This is a genomic window from Paenibacillus sp. P46E (assembly GCF_001909095.1).
Lineage (GTDB): Bacteria > Bacillota > Bacilli > Paenibacillales > Paenibacillaceae > Paenibacillus_AQ > Paenibacillus_AQ helianthi.
This window is the reverse complement of sequence record NZ_LVYZ01000089.1, coordinates 1-8897: the sequence shown is the minus strand read 5'-3', so window position 1 is coordinate 8897 and position 8897 is coordinate 1. Positions and strand designations below refer to the sequence as shown.

The 8897-nt window shown below is 48.0% G+C and carries 11 protein-coding genes; 2 read left to right on the top strand and 9 right to left on the bottom strand.

Translation table 11 applies throughout. The annotated features are described in order from the left end of the window. On the top strand, positions 1-203 hold a 203-nt coding region (locus A3849_RS29800; protein ID WP_178382791.1), incomplete at its 5' end, for a transposase. A gap of 123 nt (positions 204-326) precedes the next feature. Here A3849_RS29800 and A3849_RS29795 read toward each other — a convergent pair. Next, positions 327-1781, bottom strand: a complete 1455-nt coding sequence (locus A3849_RS29795; RefSeq protein ID WP_074114698.1) for a DHA2 family efflux MFS transporter permease subunit — start codon at positions 1779-1781, stop codon at positions 327-329. 69 nt (positions 1782-1850) lie between these two features. Continuing rightward, positions 1851-2429 carry a TetR/AcrR family transcriptional regulator gene (locus A3849_RS29790; protein WP_256701090.1) on the bottom strand — a complete coding sequence of 193 codons (579 nt, stop codon included), beginning with the start codon at positions 2427-2429 and terminating at the stop codon, positions 1851-1853. 160 nt (positions 2430-2589) lie between these two features. Between A3849_RS29790 and A3849_RS29785 the strand changes: the two genes are divergently transcribed. Beyond that, entirely contained in the window at positions 2590-3030 is a 441-nt protein-coding gene (locus tag A3849_RS29785) for a DUF4395 domain-containing protein (protein ID WP_074114695.1), read from the top strand. Positions 3031-3047: 17 nt separating this feature from the next. Here A3849_RS29785 and A3849_RS29780 read toward each other — a convergent pair whose 3' ends face one another. From A3849_RS29780 to A3849_RS29750, 7 genes are all read right to left on the bottom strand, one after another. Next, the gene (locus A3849_RS29780) at positions 3048-3386 is read right to left on the bottom strand and encodes a DUF6054 family protein (RefSeq protein WP_083613727.1); all 339 of its coding nucleotides are present in this window, start codon (positions 3384-3386) and stop codon (positions 3048-3050) included. A 51-nt stretch (positions 3387-3437) separates the two neighbouring features. Continuing rightward, positions 3438-3968, bottom strand: coding sequence for a hypothetical protein (locus A3849_RS29775; RefSeq protein WP_074114694.1), 531 nt, complete (start codon positions 3966-3968; stop codon positions 3438-3440). Positions 3969-4032: 64 nt separating this feature from the next. Beyond that, positions 4033-5025: an ROK family protein gene (locus A3849_RS29770; RefSeq protein ID WP_074114693.1), complete on the bottom strand. Its 993-nt coding sequence runs from the start codon at positions 5023-5025 to the stop codon at positions 4033-4035. A gap of 185 nt (positions 5026-5210) precedes the next feature. Next, the gene (locus A3849_RS29765) at positions 5211-5954 is read right to left on the bottom strand and encodes an ABC transporter permease (RefSeq protein WP_178381901.1); all 744 of its coding nucleotides are present in this window, start codon (positions 5952-5954) and stop codon (positions 5211-5213) included. A gap of 48 nt (positions 5955-6002) precedes the next feature. Continuing rightward, positions 6003-6797, bottom strand: coding sequence for an ABC transporter permease (locus A3849_RS29760; RefSeq protein WP_074083672.1), 795 nt, complete (start codon positions 6795-6797; stop codon positions 6003-6005). A gap of 79 nt (positions 6798-6876) precedes the next feature. Continuing rightward, on the bottom strand, positions 6877-7932 hold the full coding sequence (locus A3849_RS29755) for an ABC transporter ATP-binding protein (RefSeq protein WP_074114692.1): 1056 nt from the start codon (positions 7930-7932) through the stop codon (positions 6877-6879). A 56-nt stretch (positions 7933-7988) separates the two neighbouring features. Further along, positions 7989-8771, bottom strand: a complete 783-nt coding sequence (locus A3849_RS29750) for a GTP cyclohydrolase II (protein WP_074114691.1) — start codon at positions 8769-8771, stop codon at positions 7989-7991. Between the last annotated feature and the right edge of the window lie 126 nt (positions 8772-8897).

Here is an 8897-nt window from a genome sequence, read left to right as displayed (position 1 = left end):
AGGAAGGTTACGGCCTGGCCGTACGCCGAATGACGGAACCGGAAAGTGTATTTGGACAACTGAAAAATAACCGGGGCTTCCGGCGCTTTCTGCTTCGCGGCATGGAAAAAGTGACGCTTGAGGTCGGTTGGCTTTGCCTTGCCCACAATCTCTTGAAGCAAGCTGCAAATGACCAAAAACAAAGAGCAACATTTCTCCAGTGACGGGAGAATCGTTGCTCTTTTGACCTTTTTACGGTTTTGAAAATGAGAAGGGTTTGTCTCTACTCGTAGAAAACTACTTTTGGGACAGCCCCTTTTAATAATGCTTCCTAGGCTCTTAGGTTATTAGTGCATTGAAACCTGTGCTTTATGCTGTACGATGACACGCTTGAGGAAGAATGCAATCACCAGACCGATAATAGCCATGGCCATTCCGAACACAAAGGCATTCTGTACGCCTTGTGTAAAGGCCGGCAGGATATTGGCCGGATCGGCAGGATTGCTTGAAGATTCGATATAGCTCTTCGTTCCTGCTGTCATGATACTAACCGCAAGTGCCGTACCAATAGCTCCGGCTACCTGCTGTAATGTATTCATGATGGCAGTACCATCCGGATACAGTTCCATAGGCAACTGATTGATCCCATTGGTCTGAGCAGGCATGAAGATCATCGATACGCCTACCATTAGTGCGCTATGCAGTACGATTACGAACACCACGGTAGAAGTAGCTGTGATACTGGAGAAGAACCACAGCGATACCGCTACAATAACCAGGCCAGGAATAACCAGCCATTTCGGTCCGTATTTGTCGAACAGTCTTCCCATGATCGGTGACATCAGACCGTTGATAATTCCACCAGGAAGAAGAAGTAAGCCCGCTTTGAACGCCGAGTAACCTTGTCCCTGCTGGAGGTACATCGGAAGAATCAGCATGGACGACAGGATGACCATCATGCAGATGAAGACCATCAGCACGCCAACTACAAACATCGGAAACTTGAACGCCCGGAGATTGATCATAGGCTGCTTCATCGTGATTTGGCGGATCACAAACAGAACAAGTGCCGTAACACCAACTGCTATAGCAATAATGACTTTTGGACTTCCCCAGCCTTCGGCTTCCCCGGCGCTGCTGAATCCGAATACGATTCCGCCAAACCCCAGAGAAGAAAGCACAATCGACAGCACATCAATCTTTGGTTTGGTGACCTTGGTAACGTTCTGCATAAACAGTATTCCGCAGATCAGTGCAATCACAAGGAACGGCAGTGACAGCCAGAAGATCCAGTGCCAGCTCAGGCTCTCGATCAGCAGCCCGGCAATCGTAGGCCCAATCGCTGGAGCGACCATGATAACAAGCCCGATAAGTCCCATTGCAGCCCCTCTTTTTTCAGCGGGGATAATGACCAGGATGGTGTTGAACATCAACGGCAGGAGCAGTGCGGTCCCCATCGCCTGAACTACACGGGCCGTAAGCAGAAACTCGAAATTTGGTGACATCGCTGCCAGGAAGGTCCCCAGAATCGAAAAGCATAATGCGGCAACGAATAATTGTCTTGTTGAGAACCATTGCAGCAGCAACCCGGATATCGGTACGAGAATACCCAGTGTCAGCAGATACGCCGTGGTCAGCCACTGTGCCGTCGTCGGTGTAATCTCCAGAACTTTCATGAGATCACTTAACGCCACATTGAGCGCAGTCTCGCTGAACATGCCGATAAATCCGGCAAGCAGCAAGGAGATCAGAATCGGTAAAACCCTGAATTTTGTTTCTTCGGTTTGTTTCTTTCCAGTCATGGTTGCTTCCACTCTGTGATCCTCCTGAACATACATAATTTTCTCTCTATTTGTACTAATTCTTCTTGCTTAACCCAGCAATACGGGAACTAACCTGGAGGCGGCGAGAAGCGGTCCTGTGGTTCTGCAGGTCAACGTCTGCAGCAGTGCCCCTTCGAACAACGAGACCACCACTGAAGCCTTATCGGCTGCAAGCTGAGTATCAGTTCCCTCTTCAAGTAAACGCTGCAGAATGACATCCTGCCAATCCATGAATACAGCCTGACATGCTGTTCTAAGCTCCTCGCTGATGCAGGAGGTTTCCACAGCTACCCAGAAGCTGAAGGGTACCATTCCTTTAAAATCAGACTCTTCAGCATCTTTGACCATCTGATGAATGAATTCCTGAACCGCCTCTGTAACCGTTATTTCCTTCTCCACATACTGCCTCAGCTGTCTTACAACGATCTCACTCGTTTTGTTGATACAGGTTAAAGCCAGTTCCTCTTTTCCGTGGGGGAAATAATAATATAGCGAGCCCTTGGGTGAGTCGCTGTCCTTGATAATCTGACTTAAACCCGTAGCATGATAGCCTTGTGTGAAAAATAGTCTTGAAGCGGTATCCACAATCGCTTCACGCGCATTAGGCTTGTTTGACAAGCAGGACACTTCCTTTGCTTTTATAACAATCGGTCTACATAATAAAACCATGAATTAGAGCGAAGTGTCAACATTAAATTATTAAAATTTTATTTTTCTTACTTTTCATTGCTGCACCGGAATAGTTCAGTTATAATTTTATTATTCCAATGCGAAAGGTGTGATTTAAATGAGTGAGATTGTTGCCAAGAAGGGTATTCCACGACCGCTGGTCAAAACCAATCAGTCGTTTATTGTAATATCAGTATTGCTAACCTGGATTACAGCCCAGTACTGGATACTTGCACTGCCGCTTGCCGCTGGATTATCAGGGCTGATATTCGGATCTAATCCGGTCATCAGGCTAGCTTCCCGGTTCCTTAGGAAGGAACGTTCCGCTTATGTGCTTGAGGACCCGGATCAACAGCAGTTCAACCAGGGCATTGCTGTATTCTTCCTTGCCGCTGGACTACTCAGCTTCATTGCAGACTGGACGGTTGCCGCCTACATCTTCACGGCCATGGTCGCGGTGGCTGCCACTGTGGCTATCCTTGGTTTCTGCATCGGCTGCTTCATCCACTATCAATGGAGAATGTACACCTACAGACGCAAACAAGGAAACGTTCAATAAACGGGATTAACCCAGATTCATTCCAGAATATAAGCAGATAATACCTTTTCCACGGAGGAGGCAAAGCTCTTGCCTGCCCCCCAATCCATCTTCATGATTATGCCTTTCGAGGCTCCTGCCGCAATGAGCCGTATATTCGTCACTCCATGCAGATTATCGGATATAACGATCAGCGCGGCTTGATTGCCCGAACGGAAGAAATAACGCTCATATACGAGCGTTCCAATCGAATAACCATTTCCCACCTCGTTATACTCTTCGTGTAGCAGCTCTGAACCTGCGGGCATGCTCTCCTTCACCATAATCAGTGCTTCCATAGGCTGCAGACTTACATTAAAACTGTAAACGTCCGACAAGAAATCCGCCTCCTTCAGTAATCCGCTCAATTGAAAACAGTGCACTTACTCCTACTTTTCTTCTCCGGCAACATCCCAGCGATGCCGGAACTTTTCCAGACGCGGGTGAATATATCCGGGGGCCGCTGACAGTATCAGCCTCAGCTTGACAATCCATTCCTCAAAAGAGGAATACGAGGCAAATTGATTTGCCGTTTCAGGTGTCATATAGAGAAAATAAGGCGAAGGATACACTTCGGTGATGTGACGCAGCGCTGAGTCCAGCGGCGTATACTTCTTCCGTTTGCCCTCCAGACTCTCAACGGTAACGAACGAGCGGCCCTGCTCTCTTTTCCATTCATGCAGACGGTCTTCCCGTTTGTAAAAAGCCTTCACGGGTTCCTTGCTCATCCGTCTTACGGTTTCTTCATGCAGCGGGTATAGCACCAGTTTGGTGAACTTGCGTTCGGTAGCGGTACGGGCAGCCTGCTCCAGCTCCTGATCTGAAATATGCTCAAACGAATCATAAAACACCAGGGTTCCCTTGCGTTCCGCAGCCGGTGGCTCATAGCCAAAAGGCACGTTCTGTATCTCTCTTTTCATCTTTGGCCTCCTGCTTATCGTATTCTCTCTACAGCATAGCATGCTACAGCAGCAGATACATCATTCAAGGGTTTCCTATAGCCGACTCTATTCCCTTCAGCCTGCGGTAAGCATATGCCGCAGCACCAAGCGTGCCCGCACGGCTACCCAGCTCTGCCTGAACAATGCTGCACTTGCTGCCGGACAGCTTCAAGGCGTGCTCCTTTACCGTCTCACGGACACTGCGCAGCAGGCGTTCCCCGGCCGCAGACATCCCGCCCCCAATAATGACCACTTCCGGATTCAGCAGATTAATTACGTTTGATAGTCCAAAACCAAGTAAAACCCCGGTCTCATGCATGACCTCCACCGCCAAAGCATCCTCCAGATCATAGGCATCTGAAATCATAAGCGCGGTTATCCGTTCATTGTCCCCACCTGTCCAGGTTTGGATGATACTTTTTCTTCCATCCGCCAGCTTTTCTTTGAATGTATTTACCATACCTACCGCCGATACGTATCTGCCGAGGCAACCAGAGCTCCCGCAACGGCAGGGACGGCCTTGCCTGAACATATTCATGTGGCCGATCTCCCCTGCACTGAATGTGGTGCCGTACACAACCTTACCATCACTTACAATTCCTGAGCCAAGTCCCGTTCCCAGAGTCAGCAGAACTACGTTTTTGCACCCTCTTGCTGCTCCATACTGCCATTCCCCATACAGATTCACCCTGACATCATTATCAATAAACACAGGAAAATCGTAAAACGGCTTCATTTCATTCACAATATGTACGTGTTCCCAGCCCGGAAAGTTGGGAGAAAACAGGGATAAGCCCTCTTCAGGATCAAGCAGTCCGGGAATCCCCAGTCCCATGCAGGCAATACTCGGAAGACCAATCCCGGTGCCTTCGTTCAACTGTTGTACAGCCAGCCGGATTCGTTTAAGCACATGTTCCGGTCCTTCGGCAGCTTCTGTGGGTATTGATATTTCTCCGATTGCCGTGAATTCAGCATCAAATAATGCTGCTTTGATATTGGTTCCGCCTAAATCTACACCTATAGCATACGTTTTCATTTTCCCACTCCTCAGGAATACATATCTCTGTGTTCATTATGAGGATACGCAATATAAGTGAAAAGAGATTTATATAACATCTTATATTACTTTTGGAACTTCTGGCGGAAGCTTTAAGGGACAAAGAAAAACAGACCGGCAATGAACACCAGTCTGTTCTTAGCACTATCGGAAGGAAGCTTGACCTACGACCCGGCTCCCTTATACTTTTTGACACCGTAATTCCAGGACAAAAGCCCAATCCCCAGAAATACCGCACCCACCACCGGAGTCAGCAGTGCCATGCCCTGCATCTCCTCACGGTGCAGAAACAGTGCCGCCGGGTACACTCCGACAAAAGCAAACGGAATAATCCAAGTAAGCAGTACCTGAATCGCACGATTGTAGATCGTAACCGGATAACGCCCATAGGTCTGGATATTGTACATCAGCGGCAGAATGCCGGTTGGAGCATCCGAATAAAACGATAAGGAGGTTAAAGTCGTATATATCCCGGTATAGATGGCAACCGCACTCAGCGTAAGCACAATTATCATGGGTAGGGTCCACCATTCAAAGGGCAAACCGAGATTACTGCCGCTGATCCCCATAATGATCAATCCGATAAACGAGCCCACCAATGCCGGAGGGTCCACATTCTCCAGGAAAATCTGGAACAAGTTATGCGCCGGACGCGTCAAAATACGGTCCATTTCACCTTTGACGATATAGCGCTCGCTGAAACCCCACATATTCACAAAGCAGCTGAAGACGCCAAAAGGCACCATAAAGAAGCCGTATACGAACACCACTTCATTCTGGCTCCAACCACCCAGACTATTGGTATGCATGAAGATGACCAGAATGAAGATAAAGTTGGTCGCTTGAAACAGCAGATCAGACACCACTTCCACCCAGAAATCGGCGCGGTAGGTCAGACGTGTCTTCATATAGTTTTTGATATATTCCACTAATAAGTCCAAGTAATACAACTTCACTCACCCCCCCTGCACGAACAGCCGCTGACGCGACGCGTGATATAGCCAGACAATTGGAATCAGCAGTACTACGAACCAGATGACCTGGATACCCAGTACATTCCAAATGCCCACCCCGTGCACCCGTCCCGTAAATACGGAACCCGGCAGGTAAGTGATGGCTTGAAAGGGCAGAACTTTAAGGATGGAAGATAACCAGTCCGGAAACAGGGTGATCGGAACGATCAAGCCGGAAAAAAGGTCGACCACGACACGCTTCATCCGCATCATGCCCTCATTATTCTCGACGAAGAACGCCGATAAGCCTGTTATAATATTGATCTGTGAACTGATCAGGAAGCTGAAAAAGAGCATGACCAGAAATCCGGCCCAAGCTGAAGGTTCTGTCGGCAAATGCACCGGAAACAGCAGGATAGCAATCACCATACCCGGGATCATCAGCATCATAAAGCGGAACATACCTTCGCCAAGTCCCTGCATCATCTTGACCAGTACGTAGTTATACGGCCGGATGAACTGGATTGCGATGCTTCCGTCCCTGATATCTGTGGAAATCTCACGGTCCAGGTTGTTGAAATAAAATGCCCTAGCCATCCAGGAAACCGCAACATATGTCGTCATCTGGGCACCTGTAAACCCGCCCAGGGATTCCCCGTCCCCATAGATGGCCTTCCAGGTAAAATAGTTCACACCTATATTTAGGGTATAGATCAGAATACCGGAATAATAATTAATACGGTATGCGAGCATAGTCAAAAACCGGATGCGGATGAAATCGAAATAAGCACCCAGCAGCAGCCTCCATCCTGTTTCCTTAGGTCCGTCTGCGGAAGAACCTCCAGAGGATGAATTGGCTGCAGCGGCTTTAAGCTGATCAGACATGGATGACCTCTTTCTCATCCTTAAGCGCAAGAATCTTCTCTTCCGGTTTGTCGGCCGAACCTGATTGATAAATGCTGCGGACGATATCATCCGTATTGGTTTCAATGATTTTGATGTCGGTAATATCAGCTTGACCCACAACTCGTCCAAGTACATCCGAAACGTTCAGCTCCAGCGGAATCCAAACCTTGGCACCCAGATCATTCTCAGATGACCAGGTAACAGGCATTTCTTCAGTCCACTGCATAAGCTGCTCAAGTTTGGTTGGAGCTCCGAATTGGAACTGCACCTCACGCCCTGTACCCCAGCGCTGCTTCAGATCCTCCAGGCCCCCATCATAAATGATGCGTCCATCATCCAACATAATCACCCGGGAACAGAGCGCTTCAATATCCTGGAGATCATGAGTGGTAAGCAGGATAGTGGTTCCATGCTCACGGTTCATATCCTTTAAGAACTGGCGGATTTCTGACTTGACCACAATATCCAGTCCAATTGTAGGTTCATCCAGGAACAATATAGACGGATTATGCAGAAGTGCAGCAACCAGCTCACAACGCATCCGCTGTCCCAAACTGAGTTTGCGGACCGGACGGTTCAGCAAATCCTGCAGCTCCAGCCGTTCAACCAGCTCATCCAGCCGTTTCTTAAAATCCAGCTCAGGCACACGGTATACCTTACGTAGCAGCTGAAAGGATTCAATCACGCCAATATCCCACCACAATTGGCTGCGTTGTCCGAAGACAACACCGATATTCCGCACAAATTTCTCGCGTTCCTCATAGGGTATATAGCCTCCCACAGAAAGACTGCCCGAGGTTGGAACCAGAATACCCGTAAGCATCTTGATCGTCGTGGATTTACCAGCACCATTCTCGCCAATATAGCCGCAAATTTCGCCTTGGGGAATGGAGAAGGAGATATCCTTTACAGCTGTGACCTCGGAATATTCCCGTTTAAACAAATCAGCGAAGGCCCCTTTGAGGCCCTCGCGGTTTTTTTGGACTTTGAAGGTTTTGCGCAAGTCCTGCACTTGAATGGCATTCATATTGTACCTCACTAATCTAAGTATTAGGTTCAGTACCCCATTATAACATCTCTGAATTATTTGGCTACTCGTCCATCAAAAAAATCAGTGTTCGGTACCGCCTCCAGATGGCCTGAACGGGCCACTTTCGTACGCAAGTATTTCTCATTGAACACGGATACGTCGCCCCATAATGGGATTCGCTTCCCGGTATTCATCCCGGCTGCCTTAAGGGCTTCCATCTTCTTGGGATTGTTCGTAATCAGAGTAACCGGTTTGCTGCGCAGATGCTGCAGGACACTTATCGCATCTCTGTAGTCTCTGGAATCATCGGCAAAGCCCAGCTCCAGATTGGCTTCTACAGTATCATATCCTTCTTCCTGGAGAATATATGCCATAGCCTTACTGAACAATCCGATCCCTCTTCCTTCGTGATTAGCCAGGTAGAACAAGGCACCTGATCCGTGCTGCGCAATCATCTTCATCGACTGGCGGAGCTGGAAACCGCAATCACAGCGTTTGCTTCCAAAGATGTCACCCGTATGGCAAATGCTGTGCATCCGGATTAGCGCTTCATCTGAATCCTCAAAATCTCCGTACACCAGCACGCTCGACTGCTGTCCTTCGGCCAGATTCATGGAGGACAGCCGGGAAATCAGCAGTTCCGTCGCTTCTTTGCTGTCGCCACCCTGCAATTCCTCGTCCGTGGCTTTCAGCCAGCTGTACCATTTGAATGTGACGGTTTCCCCGTCCAGATTCACTGGCAAAGTAATAGGTCCAACGAGTATATTAGTGGAATCATCCATGGTAATCCGCTTAATTTTATTTTGTAATATAGATACGATATCTGGTTTGATCATCATTGCACCATCCTAAACATATAGTGTGAATTTTAATATTCTAACTTTATTCCAACCATTTAAGTGGAGTAACTATTTGTAAGTAAGTTTATCATTGTAATATAACTTCGTCAAGTAATATTATAT